Here is a 20,097-nt window from a genome sequence, read left to right on the forward strand (position 1 = left end):
CATGCGATTGACGCCTGCGGAAGCCAGGTCACGGTTCGAGGGCGAGCGGATCGCGCGGCTGGCGACGACGGGTTCGGACGGTGTGCCCCACCTGGTGCCGGTGACCTTCGTTGTCGAAGGCGATTCGGTCGCTTTCGCGATCGATCACAAGCCGAAGAGCACGACGGCGTTGCGGCGGCTGAAGAACATCGCCGAGAACCCCGCGGTCAGCTTCCTGACCGACCACTACGACGAGGACTGGGCCGGACTCTGGTGGGCGCGGGCCGACGGGGTCGCCCGGGTGCTGACCGATCCCGACGAGCAAGCGCTGCCCGCGCGGTTGCTGCGGGAGAAGTATCCGCAGTACGAGACGCAGCCGCCTCCGCATGCCGTGGTGAGCACACTCGTCCACTCTTGGAGCGGGTGGCGGGCCTCTTAGCGTTTTTGTCGTGTTGCCGTTCTGCGGCAACACGATGCCGATCGCCCGGCCGTATAGGTCGTTATACGGTTTGGTGAGGTAGTCCGTGAAGGACCCCTTCCCTACTCTCAAGGTAGGCAAGGAGGCCTTCACTACTTCGCGGACCAGCGGGTTCCGGTTGATCGTGCGCGCTGCTTTGGCCACGGAATGTCCCCAATGTGGCATTGGAGACGCTGAGCGTCTCCAATGCCACATTGGGGACATCAAGGCTGCGGCGACGAACCAGATCATCCGAGTCAGCGAGTAAGCGAACCCAACTCCCCCGCTCCAACCCTCACCCAAGTACATGAAGGCCCCCTTCCTTGCGTCTAGCGCTAGGAAGGGGGCCTTCACGTAGTTCCAGGGTCAGGAACGCGGGGCCTCGGCGGGCAGGAACTGCTCCACCGGCTTCCCCCGCCAAGCGGCGATGATCCCCAGCGGATCCGGCCGCAGCAGCGAGGCGGCCGCGTACACGCTCGCGACGACGACACCCGCCATGAACCACCAGTCGTACAGCGCCTGCTCGCCGGTCGGGTAGTACACCAGCGTCACGAACACCGAGACCGCGACGACGACGGCGAGGTTCCGCCGACGCCACTCGAAGGCGGACAGGACCACGAAACCCCAGGTCAGGTACCACGGCAGCGAGGGCGGCGGGACGATCGCACCGGCCAGCAGGACGATCGCCATCCGGTGGATCGCCGGGTTGCCGCCGTTGCGGGCCAGCCACCATTGGCGGCCGGCGAAGACGAACAGGCCGACCATCGCGATCGCCCGGAACACGGTGACGAACGGCGAGACCTCGACGTCGATCACCAGGTTCACCAGCGAGTAGAAGATCTCGCCGATCCCGGTCGGGAAGTTCATCCAGTTCGCGATCAGCGTCGGCGCCTTGAGGCCGCCCAGCCAGCCGAGGTTGACCGAGCCCAGCGAGAGCCAGGTACCGGCGACGAACACCGGCAGGAAGATCCCGACCGACGCGGCGCCCGCGCGGAAGAAGTTGACCACCTTCCGGTCGCCGGGCAGATGGTTCGCCCAGACCCAGACCAGGAACGGCAGCGCCCACGCCGCGGTGGGCTTGATCAGCATGCCGATGGTGACCAGGACGATCGCGACGACGTGCTTGCGTTCCAGCGCGGCCAGCACGCCGACGGTGAGGAAGCCGAGCATCAGCAGGTCGTTGTGCGGTCCGCCGACGAGGTGGATCACCGTCATCGGGCTGGCGATCGCGAGCCACAGGGTGATCGGCAGCTTGCCGCCGAGGTGCTTGACCAGCCGCGGCAGCGACCACAGCATCCCGACCAGGCCGATCATCAGCACCAGGCGGGTCGCGATGACGCCGGCGATCATGTCGTTGCCGGTGACCGCGACGATCCACTTGGCGAACAGCAGGAACAGCGGACCGTACGGCGCGGGGGTGGTCTGCCACAGCGGGTGGACGTTCTGCACGACGTCCGGCAACACGGTCAGTTCGGCCGGGCCGTTGGCGTACGGGTCGAGCCCGTTGAGCAGCTGCGCGCCCTGCGCGAGGTAGGAGAAGACGTCGCGGGTGAACAGCGGCGGCGAGACCAGGAGCGGCGCCATCCAGCAGGCCGCGGCGATCACGATCGGACGGCTGCCGATCCGGCCGGCGAGCGCGTAGCGGCCCAGCCGGACCCAGGCCCAGATGATCAGCGCGAAGCCCGTGTAGAGCATCGCGTTGGCCAGCATGCGGCCGTGGCCGTAGCGGATCCACGACAACGGTCCGTGGCCCAGGACCGGGTCACGGATGAGGATGCCCCCGGCGCCGAGCGCGGCCAGCATCAGCAGCGTGCTGCCGATGGTTCCCATCGCGATCGTGCGGTACGGGAACCGGGATGGCACCCGGAGCCGCTCGCCGAGCGAACCGGCCGAGGGCGTCTGCGGGGTGTCTGTCGTGGTCGCCATTTCGAGATTGGAGGTTACACACCGCGCCTGTGCGAGTGCGCGGCAATGGGTATCTTCCGCGTCGGGCACGGGAATTCCGTCGCTCAGCGGTCGGCCGCCGCTCGCTGGGCGGTGCCACCGGGAAGCGCGGCGAGCAGCGATTTCGTGTAGTCGTGTTTGGGGTCCAGCAGGACCTCTTCCACGGTACCGACCTCCACCAGCTCACCGCGGTACATCACCGCGACGCGGTCGGCGATGTTCCAGGCCAGCCCGAGGTCGTGGGTGATCACGAGCCCGGCGAGACCCAGCTCACGTCGCAGGCGCAGCAGCAGCGCGAGGATCTCCCCCCGCACCGACGCGTCGAGCGACGCCACCGGCTCGTCGGCCACGACCACGCCGGGGTCCAGCGCGAGCGCGCCCGCGATGACGACCCGCTGCCGCTGCCCGCCCGACAGTTCGTGCGGGAGCCGGTCGAGGAACTTCTCCGCGGGCCGCAGTTCCGCCGCTTCGAGCGCCTTGGTGACGATCTCGTGCTCGTTCGCGCCCATGCCGTGAATGCGGGGGCCTTCCGCGACGGCCTCGTACACCGTGTGGTTCGGGTTCAGCGCGCTGGTCGGATCCTGCAGGACCAGCTGGACCTGCCGCCGGTACGCCTTGAGCCCGGCACCGCCGAGCGGGACCGGCTTGCCGTCGTACCGCACCGCGCCGGAATCGGGTTTCTGCAGCCCGAGCAGCGTCCTGGCGAGCGTCGTCTTACCCGAACCGGACTGGCCGACGAGCGCGACGATCTCGTCCTTCCGCACCTGGAGGGTCACCCCGGCGACGGCGTTGATCCGCTTGCCGGTGCGGTCGCGGAAGCTGACGCGCAGGTTTTCGGCCTCCAGCAGCGCGGGCTGCTCACCGGAGCGGTCCGGTTCCGGCGGCAACGGGGTGCTGGTGGCGGGCGCGAACCGGGACACCGGGTCACCGACGGTCGGGAACGCGGCCGCGAGCGCCTTGCTGTGCTCGTGACGCGGCGCGCTCATCAGCTCCGCGCTCGGCCGTTCCTCGACGATCTCGCCGTCGTACATCACCGCGATCCGGCGGCAGGTCGCGGCGAGCACCGACAGGTCGTGGCTGATCATGATCAGCCCGATTCCCTGCTCGGCGACCAGTCTGCCCAGCAGGTCGAGCACCTGGGCCTGGACGACGACGTCGAGTGCGGTGGTCGGCTCGTCCGCGATGATCAGCCGCGGCGAACAGGCCAGCGCCATCGCGATCATGACGCGCTGCTTCTGCCCGCCGGACAGTTCGTGCGGGTACGCCCCGGCCCGGCCGGGCGGCAGATCGACCTGTTCGAGCAGTTCCGCCACCTTGGCCTGGACGGCGGCGTCCGACAGGGCCTTGCCCTCGGGCGGGTGCAGGCGGATCGGCTCGGCGATCTGCTCCCCGATCCGGCGGACCGGGTTGAGCGCGTGCATCGCGCCCTGGAACACCACCGACGCCTCGGCCCAGCGCACCGCGCGCAGCCGCCCCCACTTCATCGTCGTGACGTCTTCGCCGTCCAGCAGGATTTCGCCGCTGACCTTCGCCGAATTCGGGAGCAGCCTGAGCACGCTCATCGCGACCGTCGACTTCCCCGACCCCGACTCCCCCGCCACCCCGAGGGTGTCGCCGGCTTCGAGCACCAGGTCTACGCCACGGACGGCGGCGATCTCGCCGCTCCCGGTGGTGTAGGTGACGCCGAGGTTCTTCAGTTCCAGCAAGGGGCTCATGAGCGCTGTCCCTTCAGGCGCGGGTTCAGCACGGTTTCCAGCGCACGTCCGACGAGAGTGAAAGCGAGGACGATCACGACGATCGCGATACCCGGCGGCAGCAGGTTCCACCAGGCGCCCTTGCTGATCGCGCCGTTGTTCAACGCCGTCTGCAGCATGGTGCCCCAGGAGATGGTGTTCGGATTGCCGACACCGAGGAAGGCCAGCGTCGCGTCCGCGATGACCGCGTTCCCGACGACGAGCGTGGTGTTGGCCAGCACGAGCGGCATGACACCGGGCAGGACGTGCTTGCCGATGATGTGCAGGTGACCGCCGCCGAGCGCCTTCGCGCGCTCGATGTACGGACGGCCCTCGATGGTGAGGGTCTGTGCCCGGACCAGCCGCGCGGTGCTCGGCCAGGCGGTGACACCGATGGCGACGATCACCGTCATCGCGCCCTGGTCCAGCACCGACGCCAGCGCCACCGCGAGCACGAGCGACGGCAGCACCAGGAAGAAGTCGGTGAACCGCAGCAGCAGCCCGGACGACCAGCCGCGGAAGTGCGCGGCCGCGATCCCGACGACCGTGCCGATCAGTACCGAGAGCAGCGCCGCCGAGAAGCCGGTGAGCAGCGAGATCCGCGCGCCCCAGAACGTCATCAGCAGCACCGAGCGGCCGTCGATCTCGGTGCCCAGCCAGTACTCCCCGCTGGGCGGGTTCAGTGAACCGCCGGTGGCCTTGGTGACGTCGAGCCCGGACTCGTCCGAGATCACCGGGGCGAGGATGGCCAGCACCGTGATGACGCCGAGGAAGGCCAGGCCGAAGACGCCCGCCTTGTTCGTGGTGAACTCGTGCCAGTGCTTCGCCACGGCCGCGCGACGGCGGCGCCAGACGATCGAGCCGGGTTTTTCCGCTGTGGTCATGCCGTCCGCACCCTGGGGTCGAGCACGCGGTAGAGCAACTCCGCGAGCAGGTTCATCAGCACCACCGCGCCGGCGAGGACGACGAAGACCCCCTGCAGGACAGGCAGGTCAGGTCCGCGGAGAGCTTCGTAGAGCAATTGCCCGAGGCCCGGCCAGCTGAACACGGCCTCGACCGAGACAGCGCCCGAGACCACCATGCCGAACTGCATGAAGACCAGCGTCACCGTCGGGAGCAGGGCGTTGGGAACGGCGTGCCGCTTGCGCACCAGGTCGTCCCGGAGCCCCTTGGCCCGTGCGGTGGTGAGGTAGTCCGAATTCATCTCGCCGATCAGCGACGACCGCATGACCAGCATGTACTGGGCGTAGAACACCACCAGCAAGGTCACGCACGGCAGCACGAGATGGTGGAGGACGTCGAGCCCTTCGCTGAAGAAACCCGGCTCCACGTCCGGGGAATGCATGCCCCGGCTCGGGAACAGGCCGTTGGTGGAGACCAGCAGGATGAGCCCGAGCCAGAACTGCGGGACCGACCACAGGGTCAGCGCGAGTCCTGTTTGGACCTTGTCGAACCTGCTCCCCCGGCGCCAGCCCGCACGGATGCCGAGCCACAGGCCGAGGGCGATCGCCAGCACGGTCGCGCTGCCGACGAGCAGGATCGTCGGCCACAACCGCTCGCCGATCATGTCGGCGACCGGGCGCTGCTGCAGGTACGAGCCGCCCATGTCGCCCTGGAGCAGCGCGACGACGTAGTCCCAGAACTGCTGGAGCAGCGGCTTGTCCACGCCCATCCGCTCCCGCAGCTCCGCGATCATCTTCGCGTCGGTCGGCCGGTCGCGGACCATGAACCGGACGGGATCGCCGGGCAGGGTCCGGAACAGGAAGAAGCCGAGCACGACGACGAGCGCGAGGCTCGCCAGCGCGCCGCCGATCTTGGAGAGAACGAACCGGGTGGTGCCGGTCCCCCCTCGGCGCTCGTCGGGGTCGACGAGCGCCGAGGTCTGGTCGAGAGAACTGAGTGCCTCGGTCAACGCTGTCCTTTACTCCCGGTCGTCGGCGGACTTGCCGCGCCGTCCGAGCAGCACTCCGCCGCCGACGAGCACCACGAGCACGACCGCGCCGATGCCGATCCACAGTCCGGTGTTGCTGCCACCGTCCTCGGAGCTCGCCGCGGCCGCGTCGGCCGGGGTCGCGCCGTAGACGCCCCAGTAACCGGTCTGCTCGAGGATCGCGCCGTCGGGCTGCGGCTGCTTGGCGAACGAGGCGAACTTGTCCGAGCGGTAGGCCTCGAGCACGTTGTCGTAGTCCAGGACGACGTCGACGTACTGGTTCGCCAGCACGGCCTGGGCCTGCTTGACGATCTCGGCGCGCTTGGCCGGGTCGAACTCGGTCAGCTGCTTCTTGTACAGGTCTTCGAACTGCGGGTCGCAGAAGAAGGTCGCGCTGCTGCCGCCGTTGCCTTCGGCGTTCGGGCGGGCGGCGCAGGTGTTGAGTGACAGCGCGTAGTCCGGGTCGGGCGAAGTGCCGTAACCGGAGATCGCGAGGTCGTAGTTGCCCGCGGTGGTGCGGTCGTTCAGCTCGTCGTCGGAAACGAGTTCCTGCTTGACGCCGATGCCGGCGTCCTTGAGCCAGCCGGAGACGAACTGCGCGGTCCGCTGGTCGAACGGGCGGTTCGCGTGGCCGGCGAGCCGGAACTCCAGCTTCGCCCCACCGGGGCCGACGCGGATGCCGTCGGGTCCCTTGGCGAACCCTGCCTGGTCGAGCGTGGCGTTCGCGGCGCCGATGTCGAACTTGGTCTTCTCGGCGTCACCCGGGGACCAGGTGTATGCCTTGTAGATCGCGGGCACGACGCCGGTTCCGGGCTGGCCGTAGCCGCTCATCACCCGGTCGACGATCGCCTGGGTGTCGATGGCCTGCGCGATCGCCTTGCGGACGCGGATGTCCTTCAGCAGCGGGTTGCCGTCACCGATCGGCTGGTCGGCGACGTTCTTCACGCCGAAGTTGAGGATGATCTCGTTGTACCGGCGCCCCGGCGCCTTGTTCGTGGTGATGTTCTTCTCGCCCTTGAGCGCGTCGAACTGCGTCGGCGTGAGCCGGTTGATGACGTCGACCTCGCCCTGCTTGAGCGCGTTCACCGCCGCCTCGGCGTCCTTGAACTGCAGCAGCTGCAGTTCGTCGACCTTCGGCGCGCCACGCCAGTAGTCCTTGTTCGCCTTGAACTTCACGAACTCGTTCTTCTTGTACTCGGTCAGCAGGTACGGGCCGCTGCCGACGCCGACCACGGCCATCTCGTCGGTCGAGGGGGCGTTGAGGTCCTTGATCGGCTCCCAGATGTGCTTGGGCACGATCGGGACGTCGAGCGAGGTCATGCTCGACTGCGGCGCCTTGGTCTTGATGACGAGCGTCTTGTCGTCCGGAGCCGACACCGACGCGAAGTTGGTGACGTAGCTGCCGTTCGCGGTGCGGGCGTTCTCGTCGTCGAGCATCCGCTGGAAGGTGTACGCCGGGTCCTGCGCGGTCACCGGCTTGCCGTCCGACCACTTCATGCCCTGGCGGATGGTGAAGGTCCAGGTGAGCTTGTCGTCGGAGGTCTTCCACGACTCCGCGACCCCGCCGGTGGGCTGGGTGTCCTCCGCCGAAGGCAGCGTGAGGAACTCGTAGTTGAACCGGCCGACCTGTGTCGCCGCCGACAGCGTGGCGGTGAAGGGGTTCAGGTGGTCGATCCCGGTCGTGAGCGCCACCCGTAACACCTTGCCCTGCTGCTGCGCCGCCGCGACCGGCACGAAAGGCACCGTCGCGACCGCCGAAGCGGCGAGGACCGCGACCACGCGAAGACCGCGCCGTCGCCTGGGAAAACGCTCTGTGCGCACGAAGACCACCCCATCGAAACTCGCTGTGACCCAACCCCCGAAGCGGAAAAGTAACCACATGTCGCGGTAACCGCGCAATGACTCGCCAATACCGATCGTGCACGGCGGACGTCATCGCGTGGTCAACAGCTACTTTACGTTCAGTGAACGTAGCGTTGAGTCACCAATTCCGCGCGTGAAGCGGGATCACGTGCAGTGTCCTGGGCATTCAAGGGAAGCGTGCTTGCAAAAGGCTTGCGCGCGATGATGCTCAATCGATACGTACCGGCGAAGCGCGAGCAAAGTGACACCGCGTGACCGGGCCGGACCGCACTCGCTTCAGCCGACCGAGACCTCACGTCGCCGCGCGGTGGCGGCGGCCGCGTAGAGCCACGCGAACAGCGCCCACATGCCGGCGAAGATGAGCCCGACGACCGCGTACGCGACCGTCCACAGCACGGCGGGCGTTTCCGACTTCCGTTCCCGCTGCAGAAACTCGATCTCGGACATGAACACCCGCGGCCCGGACGCCACGTCGATCGCCGGCGCGTTCGCCGCCGGGTCGGCGGGCGCGTAGATCGGGGCGAGCCCCATCATCCGGTTCGGGACGTGCACGCGGATCCCGGTCTTCCACTGCCCGAACACCGGCAGCGGCTGCGCCGTGCGGTAGACGCCGTCACCGATCTTTTCCAGCGGCGCGGTGAAGAAATCGCCACCCTGCCAGGCGAAGCCGTTCAGCCAGACCGCGTCGTCCGCCAGATCGGGCCGGGAGAGGGTGACGGTCGCGTCGACCCATCGGGGTGTGCCACCACCGTGCGGGTTCGAGATCGGCTGTCCGGCCGCGGCTTCGGTCAGCCGGACGTCGGCGGTGAATCCCGGTTCCGGATCCTGCGGGACGGCGACCGACGACATCAGGACGACCGCGCCCAGCGCGCCGACCAACCCGATCGCGTGCCGAGGCCCCGCCGCGGGCACCTGGGTCGCCGTCTCCTCCACCCGCTGGTACTGCCAGACGCCGATGAACGCGCCCGCGAGCGCCGCGCCGGTCCCGAACAGGACGAACAACGGCAGATGGGCGACCGGCCACGGGTTCGGCATCAGCCAGTGGGTGAACGCCGCCTCGGCGAGCATCCCGGCCGTCCCCACGAGCAGACCGGCGACAGCGGCGAACGAGTAACCCTGCCGGTTCCGCATCGCCAGTGCGACGACCTCGATGATCACGGCTTCGGCGATGTACGGCAGCAGCGAGGCCACGTGCAGGTCGGCGAACAGCGGGATGACCGTGAAGGAAGCACGGGAGGCGAGGAAGACCGCGACGACGATCAGCGCACCGCCGGGGCCCCAGGACAACCGTCCGTAGGTCAGCGTCCAGGCGCCGATCAGGCCGACGAGCACCACCTGGGAGAGCATCGGGAACTGCGGGACGCCGAGGTCGAACTCCATGAGGAACGCCGAAGCACCCATCATCCAGGCACCGGCGAGCACCGGGCCGAGCAGCCGCACGATCGGCCCGGACGCACCGGCCTGACGGGCCTCGCCGAGCAGCAACTGCAGGCCCAGCACGACGCAGACGCCGCCGCCGATCATCAGGACGTGCGTCGGTCCCCATTCGGTGACGTCCTGGCCGAAGAGCCGGTGCCAGACGTCGTCGAGCGGGAATCCGGCGATGCCGACCAGACCGGTCGCCATCATCTGGATGGAGCCCATCGGCGCCCGCCAGTGCGGGCCGATCTTGAACGTGCGCTTGGGCAGGTTCTTCGTCGCCAGGGTCGCGCTGAGCACGCCGCTGGCGAAGATGCCCATCAGTCCGAAGTAGATCGGGTAGTGCGACGGGTTCGCGAGCGGGCCTTCGTCGCGGCCGAGTTCCATGTGGATCGGCACGTCCCAGTAGACGCCGATCAGCGCCGACATCCCCGAGAGGAAGGCGACGAACATCGGCAGCGCGGCCCAGCGCGGCAGACCGCTGAAGTCACCCATCCAGTCGGCGACGCGACCGATGACGGTCTTCTTTCCCGCGCGCTCACGGAGGACGAAAACAGCCAGAGGCAGGAAGACCGCGGTGAACATCAGGCCCGCGATGACGATCTGCCCGAATTGCGCACCGCCCGCAGGCGGGCTCTCCTGAGCCAAGAACACCGTTGTTCGCCTTCCTGCTAACCTGAGTAACTGTTACCTTGGAGTAACACGATAGGGGCAAGGTCCCGGCCAGGCAAGCCGGGGCGTACGACTTGGAGGAACCTCGATGCGGAGGATCGGCGGGATCTGCGGGATCACCGTGGCCGCGCTGCTGGCTGTGACGGGCTGTTCGGGATCGGCCGGTTCCGAACCGGCGCCCGGCACCGGCACCCGGACCGTGAAGTTCTCGATCACCGAGGGCAAGCGCACGGCGGGCCCGGAAGAGGTCGCGGTGCGCACCGGCGAGAACCTCGCACTGGAGGTCACCTCCGATCAGGCGGACGAACTGCACGTCCACGGCTACGACAAGGCCGCCCAGCTGGCTCCCGGGGTGCCGGGGACCGTCGCCTTCACCGCGAACATCGACGGGATCTTCGAGGTGGAACTGCACAAGAGCGGCGCGGCGGTGACCAAGCTCCGGGTGAGCGGATGATCCTGGCGCACGGTCTCGGCGGCCGGTCCGATCTGCCGGTCCCGCTGTGGCTCGCGCTCTACGCGGGGGCGGCGGCCGTCGTGATCTCCTTCTTCGCGCTCACCGCGCTCTGGAAGGAGCCCAAGCTCCGCGGCGCGGACGCCGGTCGCGCGCTCCCCCTCGCCGTGCAACGGTTCGTCGACAGCGGGTTCACGCGGGTCGCGCTGCGCACGATCGGCGTCCTGCTGTTCGCGGGGTTCCTGGCGATGGCCTGGGCCGGTCCCGGGACTTCGGCCGACAACCCGGCTCCGGCGTGGTTCTACGTCTGGTTCTGGGTCGGCCTGGTACCGCTTTCGCTCCTGTTCGGCCCGGTCTGGCGACGGCTGAATCCACTGAGGACGGTCGCGTCGCTGATCCCCGCCCGGCATCGCGAACTCCCGGACCGGCTGGGCTACCTGCCCGCGATCGTCGGCCTCCTCGCGTTTCTTTGGCTGGAACTGGTCTTCCCGCACTCGGATTCGCCCCGTGCGATCGCTCTTTTCTGCGCCGTGTATGCCGTTATACACATCGCGCTCGGGGTGGTCTTCGGTCCGCGCTGGTTCGACCGCGGCGACGCGTTCGAGGTCTACGCGCGCCTGATCGCGGCCCTCTCCCCGATCGGCAGGCGCGGCGACGGGCGTCTCGTGGTCAGGAATCCGCTGGACGGGCTGCTCACCATCTCCCCCGCGCCGTGGCTGACCGCGCTGGTACTGGTGGTGCTCGGCTCGACGGCGTTCGACGGACTGACCCGGCTCCCCTTCTGGACGTCGCTGGACGCCGGCGTCCTCGGTGGCACCGCGGGGCTCGCGGCCTGTATCGCGCTCACTTACGGCGCCTACGCGGGCGCCATCAGCCTGACCAGGCCGTATCTGCGACGCGGGTTCGACCCGTACCCCGCGTTCGCGCCGTCGTTGATCCCGATCATGGTCGGTTACACCGTCGCGCATTACTTCTCGTTCGCGGTGTTCTCCGGCCAGCAGGGCTTCGGCCGCGCGATCGACTACACGGTCGTCTCGACCGGCGTGATCGCGCTGGTGCAGATCGCCGGGATCGTCGCCGGGCACGTGCTGGCCGTAACCTCGGCACATGATCGTTCCGTCGGCGTGCTGCGCGCGAACTACGTCAAGGTGGGCCAGTACCCCATGCTGGCGCTGATGATCGGCTACACCGCGCTCGGGATCGCTCTGGTCTCCGGCTCATGACCCTCGCGGCGCGGGTGATGATGATGCACCAGGGCGGCTGGGACGAGATCCTCATCTTCGTCGGCCCCGTGGTGATCATCGGGCTGCTCATCTACGTCGCGCGCAAGCAGGTCCCGACGACACCCGAAGAGGACGACGACTAGCTCTTCATACGACCGGGACGAAGGCAGGCCAGGAGCCGGTGGCCCACCTCAGCCGTCATGACCGAGCCCGCCGAGAATGAGCTTCCCCGCCAATTCCGTGACTTCGTCGCGGCTGCGAGCGCCGTGGTCCGCGGCCATGAAGTGTTTGCCGATCAGCAACGAGAACGCGAGCAGGCAGCGGGCTTCGACCTCGTCCTCGTCGGTGAAGATCTCGCGCATGAGGGACCGCAGGTAGTCCATCCGCTGGTTGTCGACCCGCCGGAGCCGATCGGCCACCTCCGGGTCACGCCTGGCCCAGTCACGGATCGCGAGGTCGATCGGCAGCAGGCGATCACTGGCGAGCAGGCCCGCGCGCCGGATCTTCGCCCTGGCGTCGCCGCCCTCGCGCTCCACGCTCTCGAACAGCAGGCCGGTACTCATCCGCTCCCAGGTGGCGAGCATTTCCTCGATCAGCGCGCCGCGATCGGCGAAATGGCCGTAGAACCCGCCTTTGGTGACGCCGAGCGCTTTCGCGAGCGCCTCGACGCGGACCGCGTCGGGTCCTCCGGTGGCTAGGGCGAGCAGCCCCGCGTCGATCCAGGCGCTCGGCGGGGTCCGGGTTTCGGCGGCCATGTGATCACCGTATCCCCCGTCACTCCCGCACCACGACGACGATATATACGCTACCGTATAGATGGCGGAGTTCACTGGGAGGAACAACGACATGACTGTCGGATTCGTGGCCACGCACTACCCGCACACCGACCATCACGACGCTTTCGTCTCGCGCGTCCAGCGAGTGGCCGACGTCTTGCGCTCCACTCCGGGCTGTCTCGCCGCCGAATGCTGGGTCACGCCCGCCGGCGACGCCGTGGTGTCGATCGTGCGCTGGGAATCCGAAGCGGCACAGGCGGCTTCGATGCAAGCCCTGGGATCCGCGGACGTGGACGTCGCCTTCGACGACCGCGAAGTCCGCCCGCGCGAGATCGTCCAACTGGTGTCGGCATGAAGCTCGCCAACACGGCCCACACGACGCGGGCTTGGCGGATCCACGAGGTCGCCGGGGACTTCGACCTCGAAGACGTCTGGGCGCTGGAAACACCCGGTGGTCCTGACGACTTCGCCAAGCTGGTGAAGCAGTTCTCGTCGGGCGATTTCCCGGACGGGGCACCGCTCGTCGTCCGCGCGCTGTGGTCGCTGCGCTGGAAACTCGGCGCACTGCTCCGGCTGGACGACCGCGACTCCGGTCTCGATTCCCGGGTCGGGTCGCTGCGCGACAGGCTGCCCGAAGGCCTGCGGGACACACCCACAGGACCGGATGAGGACTGGCTGCCGTTCACGCCGCTGTACCGGCTCGACGACGAGTTCGCCGCCGAGATGGCGAACCGGACCATGCACGGCGTCCTGCATCTCGCGTGGATCGAGGACGAGCCGGGGCGATATCGCGGTCAGATGGCGGTGCTCGTCAAGCCCAACGGCCGGTTCGGCCGGGCGTACATGGGGTTCATCAAGCCCTTCCGGTACCTGTTCGTCTACCCCGCGCTCATGCGGATGATCGAACAGGAGTGGAAGTCCCACTAAAGCCCTCGTGAGTGGCAGGGACGGTTCTAACCGCCCCTGCCACTCACGAGCCGCGAACGCGCCGGCTGCTCCGCACCAGCGTCATGTCCTTCTCCCGCACCGGTTCGCGGCAGTGCGCGCACACCGTCTCCGGCGCGAGGTCCTCGCCGCACGAATGACGCCACACCGTCGGCGGTGGCCCGTCCGTGACGTACTCGTCGCCCCAAGCCATGAGGTTCAGCAGCACGTGGTTGAGCGCGTGCCCGGCCTTGGTGAGCACGTACTCGTACCGCGGCGGATGCTCCTCGTACAACCGTTTCTCGAGGATTCCCGCCTCGACGAGCTTGCGCAGCCGCGCGGTCAGGATGTCCCGGCTCGCGCCGGTGTTGCGGACGATCTGGTCGAACCGCCGCGCCCCGAAGAACACCTCGCGCAGCGCGAGCAGGCTCCAGCGCTCCCCGATCACCTCCATCGCGTTGGCGATCGAGCAGTCCCTCGGTCCTTCGGTCATACGACCAGCGTAAACCCAGTGAGTCTTGATTTCCAACCCACTCGGTGCCAGAGTGAGTTGGAGAACCCAACTCACCTCTGGAGGCAGCCGTGCACGACGCGGTCATCGTCGACGCCGTCCGCACCCCGATCGGCAAGGGCAAGCCCGGCGGCGCCCTGAACGAGGTCCATCCGGTCCAGTTGCTCGCCCACACCCTGCGCAAGCTCGTCGAACGCAACGGGCTCGACCCGGTCCTGATCGACGACGTCATCGGCGGCGCGGTCGACCAGGTCGGCGAGCAGGCCCAGAACGTCACGCGGTGGGCGGCGCTCGCGGCCGGACTGCCGGAAAGCGTGCCCGCGACCACCGTCGACCGGCAGTGCGGCAGCAGTCAGCAGGCCGTGCACTTCGCCGCGCAAGGCGTGATGGCGGGCGCGTACGACGTCGTCATCGCCTGTGGTGTCGAGTCCATGAGCCGGGTCCCGATGTGGTCGAACGTGTTGCCGGGTACCGATCCCCTCGGCCCCGGCGTCGCCGAGCGCTATCCGGAAGGCTTGGTACCGCAAGGGATCAGCGCCGAACTCATCGCCGCGAAGTGGTCACTCACCCGCGAAGCGATGGACGAGTTCGCGGTGTCGTCGCACCGGAAGGCGGCGCGGGCGCACGAACTCGGGCGGTTCGCGAGCCAGATCGTGCCGATCGAGACGCCGTCGGGACTGGTGTCCACCGACGAGTCCGTCCGGCCCGGCACCGATCTCGAAACGCTCGCCAAACTGCGCCCCGCGTTCCAGGATCCGGGGGTGGCCGCGCGGTTCCCGCAGATCGACTGGTCGGTGACCGCGGGCAACAGCAGCCCGATCAACGACGGCGCCTCCGCCGTGCTCATCACCTCCAGCGAGACCGCTGCCCGGCTGGGTCTGCGGCCCCGTGCCCGCCTGCACAGTTTCGCCGTCACCGGGTCCGACCCGCTGCTCATGCTCACCGGTGTCATCCCGGCGACGGAGAAGGTGCTGCGGCGCGCGGGTCTGCGACTGGCGGACATCGACCTGTTCGAGATCAACGAGGCGTTCGCGAGTGTCGTGCTCGCGTGGCAGCAGGAAACCGGCGCCGATCCGGCCAAGGTCAACGTCCACGGCGGCGCTATCGCGCTGGGCCACCCGCTCGGCGCGAGCGGGACCCGGCTGATGGGCACGCTGGTCAACGCGCTGCATCACCACGGCGCCCGGTACGGCCTGCAAGCGATGTGCGAGGGCGGCGGCCAGGCCAACGCGACCATCCTGGAGGCGTTGTGACCGGCCGGCTCCCCAGGAAACTGGCGGACCACCCGTCGGTGAAGGCGGTGCTCGCCAAACCTCGCGAGAAGCATTCGTCGTGGTGCGGATGAACCGTGACGACGTCCGCTCCCCCGCCCGCAGCGTGGCCAATCAGGAATTCCACCGCAGCGGCGAGATCATCAACGAGGCCGGGCACTCGATCGTCCGGACGCTGCAGGACGCCGGGTACCGCGCGATCAACCCGTCGGCGACCTTCCCGATGGAGATGGAGAACCATCCCGGCCGGATCTGGGTGGTCGCGCACAAGACGGTCGCCGTCGCCGCCGGACTCGGGGCGATGGAGTGCAAGTCCTCGTCTGCTCGACGCACAACTACCGCGAGTTCATGAGCGGCTTCACCGACTGGGCGCAGACCGTGGCCGACAGCGAAGACGCCGCCGACTTCAGGTCGAGGGTGACCGATTCCGAGAACGTGTCGATGTGGCAGAGCCTCGCGTTCAAGCCGAACTACAAGGCCGCGTACTGCATGGCCGTCTGCCCGGCGGGCGAAGACGTGCTCGGGCCCGATCTCGACGATCGCCGCGGCTTCCTCGGGACCGTGGTGAAACCGTTGCAGGACAAGGTGGAAACGCTGTACGTGCGCCAGGGTTCCGCGGCCAAGGCCTACGCCGAACGGCGGTTCCCGCACAAACCGGTGAAGGAGGTCGACGGCGGCTACCCGGCACGATAAGGCTGGTCCCCCTCGCGTACGAGATTCGCCGCGATGTCGATTCTGATGACGTTCTCGTCCCTTTTGGACACCCGGCCGGCCGCAGGCCCGGGAGCCGGCGAGACGCTGCTGCTGGTCGGCACCGAAGGGACCGTTCCGGTGGCGATCGGCGTCCTGCTCGGCTCGCTCGCGTCGGCCGTGACCGTGATCCCCTACGGCGTCGCCAGGACCGGCGGGAGCTTGCCGGACCGGACGATCGGGTTCTACCTCGCCATCGCCGGAATCGCGGTGGTGCTGACCCTCGGTTCGCACCTGGGCGCGGCGGCGAAAGCGATGCGCACCCCGGCGATCCAGGCCGGAACGCGAGGCTGAACCCCACTGTCACATCTGTGCTCCACCATCCGTCAGGGTTATGACTGACAGTGGAGAAGGATGGGGACCGTGGACGAACACGACTGGCTGGCACGGCGTTTCGAGGGGCACCGGACGCACCTGAGGGCGGTGGCGTACCGGATGCTCGGTTCGCTGAGCGAGGCGGACGACGCGGTGCAGGAGGCCTGGCTGCGGCTCAGCCGGGCAGGCGGCGAGGACGTGGACAACCTCGGCGGCTGGCTGACCACCGTCGTCGGCCGGATCTGCCTCGACATGCTGCGCTCGCGCAAGTCGCGGCACGAGGATCCGGTCGGCGCACAGCTTCCCGACCCGATCATCGGCCGCGCGGGCGGGATCGATCCGGAACACCAGGTCCTGCTGGCGGATTCGGTCGGGCTGGCGCTCCTGGTCGTGCTCGACACGCTGGACCCCGCCGAGCGGCTCGCGTTCGTCCTGCACGACATGTTCGCCCTGCCCTTCGACGAGATCGCGCCGATCGTGGGCCGGACTCCGGGTGCGACCAGGCAGCTCGCCAGCCGGGCCCGCCGCCGTCTGCAGGGCTCGCCGACGGTCCCGGACGCGGATCTGAACCGTCAGCGGGAAGTCGTCGACGCGTTCTTCGCCGCCGCCCGGGACGGCGACTTCGACGCGCTGGTGTCGGTGCTCGACCCGGACGTGGTGCTCCGCGCCGAGGGCGGCGCGGTACCCGCGGGGACCTCACGCTCCGTGCGAGGGGCGGCCCAGGTCGCGGGACAGGCGCTCATGTTCCGGAAGTTCGGCGCGGGCGGGGTGTCGCGGCCCGTGCTGGTCAACGGTGCGGCCGGGATGGTCGTCACCAAGGACGGCGTGCCGCAGACGCTCTTCGCCTTCACCGTCGTGGACGGGAAGATCGCGGAGATCGACATCCTCTCCGGCCCGGAGCGCCTCGCCACGCTCGACTTCGAACCCCTCGGCTGAGGTGTCAGGAAAGGGGCTTTCAAGACGTTTTCCGTCCTGAAAGCCCTTTCCTGACGTGCGCTCCCCGGGATCAGGAGGTCGGGAAGTTGTCCGCGGTGCGGATACGGTCCCGGATCCAGACACCGGCGGGCTTCAGCGGAGCCGTGCCGGTGAACGAACTGCCCGAGCAGGTGCCCGGCTTGAACACCGCGCCCGAACGGCTGTCGTCGGAGAAGTTCCAGTTGGTCCAGCTGATCTTCTTCGACGCCAGGAAGTCCAGGTACTTCTGGGAGTTGGTGAAGTCGTTCCCGCCGTCACCACTGGCGGTCTGGGTGCCGAACTCGGTCACGAACAGCGGGATCTTGCTCGCGGCCCGGCTCAGCGCGTTGAAGTACTCGGTTTTGTGCGACGCCGCGTAGAAGTGGAACGTGTACATGAAGTTGCTGGCGCGCACCGGGTTGTTGATGATGTCGGTCTCGTTGCGACCGTCGGAGATGCCGAGCGAGCCCCACCCGTGGGTGCCCACGAGCACGACGCCGTCGGAGTCCTGGGCACGGATGACCGGGATCATCTGCTCCGCGTAGCTGCGGACGCGGTCCCAGCTGACGTTGTTGGGCTCGTTGGCGATGTCGTAGATGATGTTGGTCTTGTCCTTGTGCCGCTGGGCGATCTCGGTGAAGAACGTCTTCGCGCGGCTGAGGTTCGCGTTCGGGTCGCCGGGGGTGAGCTGGTGCCAGTCGACCAGGGCGTACAGACCTCGTTTGGTGGCTTCTTCGATGTACCCGTGCACCATGTCGGTGAACTTGCGCGGGTTGGTCTCGTAACCGCCTTCCTGGATGTACATCGAGATCCGGAGGACGTCGGCCTTCCAGTCGTTCGCCAGCGCGTCGAGCGAAGCGGTCTTCACGCATTGGCTGTACCACTGGATCCCGTGCGTGCTCATGCCACGGAGCTGGATCGGCTTGCCCGCGGAGTTGCACAGCTGGAGGCCGCAGACCTTCAGCTGTCCGTTGATCGCCGCCGGGCTTCCCGGCGGCAGCGCGGCGGCTGCCTGCGTTGCGGGTTCTGTCGCGGTCTCGTTCGCCATCGACGTGCTCGCGGTGGCGATCGGGGCCAGCAGTCCGGCGGCCAGTGCGGCCGTCACCCGGAGACGGATCTTGTCCCAACGCATTCGGCTTCTCCTCTCGCGTCGGCGGCACCGGCGTTGGTGCGCCGACGGTCAGGGCGGCGGGATTAAATAGGAAACTTTCCTTACTATTGGAAAGTAAAGGAGAGATTACCCACGGGCTCGACGGACGGTCAAGACTTGACCACCGACTGTTTCACCGACCTCGGGCATGCTCGGAGCGTGACGACCATCGTGGCCTTCCACGCGCACCCCGACGACGAAGCCCTCCTCACCGGCGGCACCCTCGCCCACGCGGCGGCGGACGGGCACCGCGTCGTCCTGGTGGTCGCCACCATCGGCATGAAGGGCGTCGACGAGTCGCGCCGGGCCGAACTCGACGCGAGCGCGAAGGTTCTCGGCGTCGCGCGGGTCGTGCACCTCGGCTACGCCGGAAGCGGCCACGGCGCGATCCTCTACCCGGACCCGCCGGGACGGGTCCGCTTCGTCCGCGCGAGCACCGACGAGGCGGCCGCGCGGCTCGTGGCGATCCTCCGGGAAGAGAAGGCGTCCGTGCTGCTGAGCTACGACCGCAATGGTGGCTACGGCCACCGCGACCACGTCAAGGTGCACGAGGTCGGCAAGCGGGCGGCCGAACTCGCCGACGGTGTCCGGCTACTGGAAGCGACCATCCCGCGCGACGCCGTCGCACGCCTGGTGCGGATCGTGCGCCTGTCGCGGATCCCGTTCCGCTACGACGTCGACGTACTCCTCCGCGCCTACAGCGCCCGGTCCGAGATCACCCACACCTTCGACGTCCGGCGCTTCGCACGCCAGAAACAGGCGGCGATCGCCGCCCATTCTTCGCAGGTGAGGGGAAACGGCAGGCTGGCACCCCTGATGCGCGTCGTGACCCGGCTTCCCGCGCCGCTCTTCGGTCTCGTGTTCAGTCGCGAGTGGTACATCGACGCGACGCCGCCCCGCTCACGACCCTGACCGGCGCACGCGGGCTCGATACGCGGCGGCCTTCACCCGGTTCTGGCAGGCGAGCCCACAGAACCGCTTGATCTGCGCCTGGCTCGCGTCGATGTACACCTGATCGCACCTCGGCGCCGAGCACAGCCCGACCCGATGCGGGATGTGCTCGCCGAACGCGGCGGCCACCGACACCGCCAGCCCGGCCGCCCATTGCTGGACGAGGTCGGCCTCGGGGCTGTGGAAATGCAGATGCCACGACTGTTCGCCGTGGCGGTGCAGGTACGGGCGGGCCTTGCTGTCGGCGAGCATTTGGTTGAGCAATCCGGCCGCTTGGTCGGGTTCGCCGCGGGAGAGCGACTCGATGATCTCCCGCAACCGCGACGCGAGATTTCGCAGCCGTTCCGCCGCCAGGAGGTCGACCCGGCCGTTCCCGGATCGCGTGTCACCGAGCGCCTCGGTGGCGGCGCGAACAAGGTCGTGGCCGCCGAGCGTGGACTTCGGCCTGCCGTGTACGTGTCCCCCGGTCAAGGCGTTGATCAGCGCGACCCCGGTTTCCAGGTGCATCGCGTGGTGCCCGTCCAGCCTCGTCCCGTCCGGCTCGTCAGCCATCGTGCCCCTCCCCCGGGCATCACTGGTTCGCAGGATGCCTTCGGTGACGCTACCAAAGGTGAGCGCCACCCCAAGGGCGTTGAAGTCTTTTGGAGCAACGGAATCCGGCGAGGAGTGGAGCGTGAGTCCACTGTGGAGGGAAGCGGCGGCGAGGCGTCGGTCCAGGTGGTCGTGAGTGGCGTTTCGGGTTCTGTCGAGGGGTAAGGCATACGTGTCGGGTGATCGCTTGCCTGGGTGGTGGTCCGGGTGTCGATACGGGGGAAGCCGTGGGC

General features: G+C 68.4%; 22 protein-coding genes. 12 read left to right on the forward strand and 10 right to left on the reverse strand.

Features of this window, described 5'->3' with window-relative positions; genetic code table 11:
• Nucleotide 1 precedes the first annotated feature (1 nt).
• The gene (locus ACLJRM_RS19285; RefSeq protein WP_101607737.1) at nt 2–418 is read left to right on the forward strand and encodes a TIGR03668 family PPOX class F420-dependent oxidoreductase; all 417 of its coding nucleotides are present in this window, start codon (nt 2–4) and stop codon (nt 416–418) included.
• Between the two features lie 384 nt (nt 419–802).
• On the opposite strand, the gene mptB is transcribed toward ACLJRM_RS19285, so the two are convergent.
• The 6 genes from mptB to ACLJRM_RS19315 all read right to left on the reverse strand — a co-directional run bounded on the left by mptB (nt 803) and on the right by ACLJRM_RS19315 (nt 9,979).
• Nucleotides 803–2,362 (reverse strand): polyprenol phosphomannose-dependent alpha 1,6 mannosyltransferase MptB, encoded by a 1,560-nt coding sequence (gene mptB, locus ACLJRM_RS19290; RefSeq protein ID WP_101607736.1) that lies wholly within the window; start codon nt 2,360–2,362, stop codon nt 803–805.
• A gap of 83 nt (nt 2,363–2,445) precedes the next feature.
• Entirely contained in the window at nt 2,446–4,095 is a 1,650-nt protein-coding gene (nikE, locus tag ACLJRM_RS19295; RefSeq protein WP_410663829.1) for a nickel ABC transporter ATP-binding protein NikE, read from the reverse strand.
• Nucleotides 4,092–4,997 carry an ABC transporter permease gene (locus ACLJRM_RS19300; RefSeq protein ID WP_410663830.1) on the reverse strand — a complete coding sequence of 302 codons (906 nt, stop codon included), beginning with the start codon at nt 4,995–4,997 and terminating at the stop codon, nt 4,092–4,094. The genes nikE and ACLJRM_RS19300 overlap by 4 nt, the downstream gene beginning before the upstream one ends.
• Nucleotides 4,994–6,025 carry an ABC transporter permease gene (locus ACLJRM_RS19305; protein WP_101607733.1) on the reverse strand — a complete coding sequence of 344 codons (1,032 nt, stop codon included), beginning with the start codon at nt 6,023–6,025 and terminating at the stop codon, nt 4,994–4,996. The genes ACLJRM_RS19300 and ACLJRM_RS19305 overlap by 4 nt, the downstream gene beginning before the upstream one ends.
• Nucleotides 6,026–6,034: 9 nt before the next feature.
• Nucleotides 6,035–7,822, reverse strand: coding sequence for an ABC transporter substrate-binding protein (locus ACLJRM_RS19310; RefSeq protein WP_101607732.1), 1,788 nt, complete (start codon nt 7,820–7,822; stop codon nt 6,035–6,037).
• A 360-nt stretch (nt 7,823–8,182) separates the two neighbouring features.
• Nucleotides 8,183–9,979, reverse strand: a complete 1,797-nt coding sequence (locus ACLJRM_RS19315; protein WP_101607731.1) for a hypothetical protein — start codon at nt 9,977–9,979, stop codon at nt 8,183–8,185.
• Nucleotides 9,980–10,085: 106 nt separating this feature from the next.
• On the opposite strand from ACLJRM_RS19315, the gene ACLJRM_RS19320 reads away from it, so the two are divergent.
• From ACLJRM_RS19320 to ACLJRM_RS19330, 3 genes are read left to right on the forward strand one after another with little or no spacing between them, the layout of a single operon-like run.
• Nucleotides 10,086–10,451 (forward strand): hypothetical protein, encoded by a 366-nt coding sequence (locus tag ACLJRM_RS19320; RefSeq protein ID WP_410663831.1) that lies wholly within the window; start codon nt 10,086–10,088, stop codon nt 10,449–10,451.
• Nucleotides 10,448–11,671 (forward strand): hypothetical protein, encoded by a 1,224-nt coding sequence (locus ACLJRM_RS19325; RefSeq protein WP_410663832.1) that lies wholly within the window; start codon nt 10,448–10,450, stop codon nt 11,669–11,671. The genes ACLJRM_RS19320 and ACLJRM_RS19325 overlap by 4 nt, the downstream gene beginning before the upstream one ends.
• Nucleotides 11,668–11,814, forward strand: coding sequence for a hypothetical protein (locus ACLJRM_RS19330; protein ID WP_168214319.1), 147 nt, complete (start codon nt 11,668–11,670; stop codon nt 11,812–11,814). The genes ACLJRM_RS19325 and ACLJRM_RS19330 overlap by 4 nt, the downstream gene beginning before the upstream one ends.
• Before the next feature lie 48 nt (nt 11,815–11,862).
• On the opposite strand, the gene ACLJRM_RS19335 is transcribed toward ACLJRM_RS19330, so the two are convergent.
• Entirely contained in the window at nt 11,863–12,426 is a 564-nt protein-coding gene (locus ACLJRM_RS19335; protein ID WP_101607728.1) for a TetR/AcrR family transcriptional regulator, read from the reverse strand.
• A gap of 91 nt (nt 12,427–12,517) precedes the next feature.
• Between ACLJRM_RS19335 and ACLJRM_RS19340 the strand changes: the two genes are divergently transcribed.
• On the forward strand, nt 12,518–12,802 hold the full coding sequence (locus ACLJRM_RS19340; protein ID WP_101607727.1) for an antibiotic biosynthesis monooxygenase family protein: 285 nt from the start codon (nt 12,518–12,520) through the stop codon (nt 12,800–12,802).
• A complete protein-coding gene (locus ACLJRM_RS19345) occupies nt 12,799–13,374 on the forward strand; it encodes a DUF2867 domain-containing protein (protein ID WP_101607726.1) in 576 nt (191 codons plus the stop codon). Before ACLJRM_RS19340 ends, ACLJRM_RS19345 begins: the two co-directional genes overlap by 4 nt.
• Before the next feature lie 43 nt (nt 13,375–13,417).
• Here ACLJRM_RS19345 and ACLJRM_RS19350 read toward each other — a convergent pair whose 3' ends face one another.
• Nucleotides 13,418–13,864, reverse strand: a complete 447-nt coding sequence (locus ACLJRM_RS19350; protein ID WP_410663833.1) for a winged helix-turn-helix transcriptional regulator — start codon at nt 13,862–13,864, stop codon at nt 13,418–13,420.
• A gap of 89 nt (nt 13,865–13,953) precedes the next feature.
• Here ACLJRM_RS19350 and ACLJRM_RS19355 point away from each other — a divergent pair, with 89 nt between their 5' ends.
• The 5 genes from ACLJRM_RS19355 (at nt 13,954) to ACLJRM_RS19375 (ending at nt 17,154) form a co-directional block, all read left to right on the forward strand.
• The gene (locus tag ACLJRM_RS19355) at nt 13,954–15,135 is read left to right on the forward strand and encodes a thiolase family protein (protein ID WP_410663834.1); all 1,182 of its coding nucleotides are present in this window, start codon (nt 13,954–13,956) and stop codon (nt 15,133–15,135) included.
• Between the two features lie 79 nt (nt 15,136–15,214).
• The gene (locus ACLJRM_RS19360; protein ID WP_233223338.1) at nt 15,215–15,505 is read left to right on the forward strand and encodes a hypothetical protein; all 291 of its coding nucleotides are present in this window, start codon (nt 15,215–15,217) and stop codon (nt 15,503–15,505) included.
• Nucleotides 15,502–15,846 carry a hypothetical protein gene (locus ACLJRM_RS19365; RefSeq protein ID WP_410663835.1) on the forward strand — a complete coding sequence of 115 codons (345 nt, stop codon included), beginning with the start codon at nt 15,502–15,504 and terminating at the stop codon, nt 15,844–15,846. Before ACLJRM_RS19360 ends, ACLJRM_RS19365 begins: the two co-directional genes overlap by 4 nt.
• A 33-nt stretch (nt 15,847–15,879) precedes the next feature.
• Nucleotides 15,880–16,197 (forward strand): hypothetical protein, encoded by a 318-nt coding sequence (locus ACLJRM_RS19370; protein ID WP_410663836.1) that lies wholly within the window; start codon nt 15,880–15,882, stop codon nt 16,195–16,197.
• Between the two features lie 69 nt (nt 16,198–16,266).
• Entirely contained in the window at nt 16,267–17,154 is an 888-nt protein-coding gene (locus ACLJRM_RS19375) for a sigma-70 family RNA polymerase sigma factor (protein WP_410663837.1), read from the forward strand.
• 70 nt (nt 17,155–17,224) lie between these two features.
• Here ACLJRM_RS19375 and ACLJRM_RS19380 read toward each other — a convergent pair whose 3' ends face one another.
• Complete coding sequence (locus ACLJRM_RS19380) at nt 17,225–18,304, reverse strand: glycoside hydrolase family 5 protein (RefSeq protein ID WP_101607723.1); 1,080 nt, start codon at nt 18,302–18,304, stop codon at nt 17,225–17,227.
• Nucleotides 18,305–18,481: 177 nt separating this feature from the next.
• On the opposite strand from ACLJRM_RS19380, the gene ACLJRM_RS19385 reads away from it, so the two are divergent.
• Nucleotides 18,482–19,234 carry a PIG-L deacetylase family protein gene (locus ACLJRM_RS19385; protein ID WP_410663838.1) on the forward strand — a complete coding sequence of 251 codons (753 nt, stop codon included), beginning with the start codon at nt 18,482–18,484 and terminating at the stop codon, nt 19,232–19,234.
• Here ACLJRM_RS19385 and ACLJRM_RS19390 read toward each other — a convergent pair.
• The gene (locus ACLJRM_RS19390; RefSeq protein ID WP_410663839.1) at nt 19,223–19,825 is read right to left on the reverse strand and encodes a CGNR zinc finger domain-containing protein; all 603 of its coding nucleotides are present in this window, start codon (nt 19,823–19,825) and stop codon (nt 19,223–19,225) included. The genes ACLJRM_RS19385 and ACLJRM_RS19390 overlap by 12 nt on opposite strands.
• Nucleotides 19,826–20,097: the final 272 nt, after the last annotated feature.

Source organism: Amycolatopsis sp. lyj-84, assembly GCF_046549075.1.
GTDB lineage: Bacteria > Actinomycetota > Actinomycetes > Mycobacteriales > Pseudonocardiaceae > Amycolatopsis.